We start from the raw sequence: 1502 nt of genomic DNA, 5'->3' as shown, positions 1-1502 counted from the left end.
GGGGCCGGTGGAGGACAGCCTGGTGATCGGCCGGTACGGGGGCGGGCCTGTATCCATTACGGTCCACGGGGTGGCGGCTCATTCAGGCAGTGCCCCGGAAAAGGGACGGTCGGCTGTGCTGGAAGCGGCTCACAAGATTGTGAAACTGGAGGCTGCCAATGACATTCCCCGGGGGAAACTGATCAACTGCGGAGCTGTGGAAGGAGGCATCGGGGAAAACACCATCCCGGACTACTGCAAAATCCGCATCGGCATCCGGTACCGGAACCAGGCCATCGGGGACGAAATCTTTGCTCTGCTCCGGCAGGTGACGGAGGAGTGCACGGTGGAAGGGACCAGTGCGGAACTGGACACCAGCCGGGTAATGGCCTGCATGGAGACCACTGACGGGGTCCTGAAGCTGTACGACCATGTGGCAAAGACCGGAGAGGCCCTGGGCCTGGGGAAACCCCGGGGCATCCAGGTGGGCGGCCTGTCCGATGCGGGAATCACCGTGGGCCTGGGAATCCCCACCCTTTGCGGTATGGGGGTGCGGGGCGCCGGGTCCCATACAGATCAGGAATATGCCCAGGTGGAATCCCTGTATGAACGGTGCCTTCTGGCAGCGGCGGCAGTGCGGCGCCTGTGAGGCGGCCATGGACAGGAGAGTCATTGCCAATGTGATCCTGGGGTTCGGCTGCATCGCCCTGGTGCAGCAGGAATTTTTCCTGGGAGCCGGGCTCATCGCCCTGAGCTGTGTGGTAAGGAAGCAGTAGGGCCGGGTCTGATGTCTCACCCCGGGATGTTGACCGGTCGTGGTATAATACGAATGTATCATAAAATATTACATTTCAAAGGAGACGTATGAAATGAAAGTTTTGCTCTTTAATGGCAGCCGTCGGGAAAAGGGCTGCACCTACACGGCCCTTTCTCTTGTTGCCAAGGAACTGGAAAAGGCCGGGATCGATACGGAAATCATCTATGTGGGTCTGAATGCAGTGAACGGGAAACTGGACGACCTGGTGAAGGAAGCCGCGGCCAAGGCCAAAGAGGCAGATGGCTTCGTATTCGGTTCCCCTGTGTACTATGCTTCTCCCACCGGGGAAATCCAGGTGTTCCTGGACCGGTTTGCCGGGGTGGCCGGAGCTGACCTGCGGCACAAACCGGCTGCGGCCATTGCCTCTGCCCGGAGAGCCGGCACCAGCACCACCCTGGATGTGCTGAACAAGTACCTGATGTACAACGAAATGCCGGTGGTGTCTTCCAACTACTGGAACATGGTCCACGGGAACACGCCGGAAGAAGTGCTTCAGGACAAAGAAGGGGTCCAGATCATGGAAACCCTGGGCAAGAACATGGCCTGGCTGCTGAAGTGCCTGGAAGCAGGGAAAAAAGCAGGAGTGGAAGAACCGGCCAAACCGGCGAAAGTGATGACGAATTTTATCAGGTAAGAAAAAATGAGGCCACTGTACGTTCTGTACAGTGGCCTCATTTTTTGTCAGCGGTCAATGGTCAATTGTCAA

At 58.1% G+C, this 1502-nt stretch carries 3 protein-coding genes; all 3 read left to right on the top strand.

Annotation, left to right across the window (positions count from 1 at the left end; genetic code table 11):
• Nucleotides 1–628, top strand: a 628-nt coding sequence (locus QVO43_RS02930; protein WP_288174414.1) for a M20/M25/M40 family metallo-hydrolase, incomplete at its 5' end; no start/stop codon positions are given.
• A complete protein-coding gene (locus tag QVO43_RS02925) occupies nt 585–755 on the top strand; it encodes a hypothetical protein (protein ID WP_022487107.1) in 171 nt (56 codons plus the stop codon). The genes QVO43_RS02930 and QVO43_RS02925, both read left to right, overlap by 44 nt.
• 93 nt (nt 756–848) lie before the next feature.
• Nucleotides 849–1430 (top strand): flavodoxin family protein, encoded by a 582-nt coding sequence (locus tag QVO43_RS02920; RefSeq protein ID WP_022487106.1) that lies wholly within the window; start codon nt 849–851, stop codon nt 1428–1430.
• Nucleotides 1431–1502 lie beyond the last annotated feature (72 nt).

Source organism: Acidaminococcus sp. CAG:542 (assembly GCF_000437815.1).
Taxonomy (GTDB): domain Bacteria; phylum Bacillota; class Negativicutes; order Acidaminococcales; family Acidaminococcaceae; genus Acidaminococcus.
Note: the sequence above shows the minus strand (reverse complement) of the source record. Positions and strands in the feature narration are given on the sequence as shown.

Coding starts and splice junctions, on each gene's coding strand:
- QVO43_RS02925 (WP_022487107.1), top strand. CDS start 585: ATGAACGGTGCCTTCTGGCAGCGGCGGCAGTGCGGCGCCTGTGAGGCG.
- QVO43_RS02920 (WP_022487106.1), top strand. CDS start 849: ATGAAAGTTTTGCTCTTTAATGGCAGCCGTCGGGAAAAGGGCTGCACC.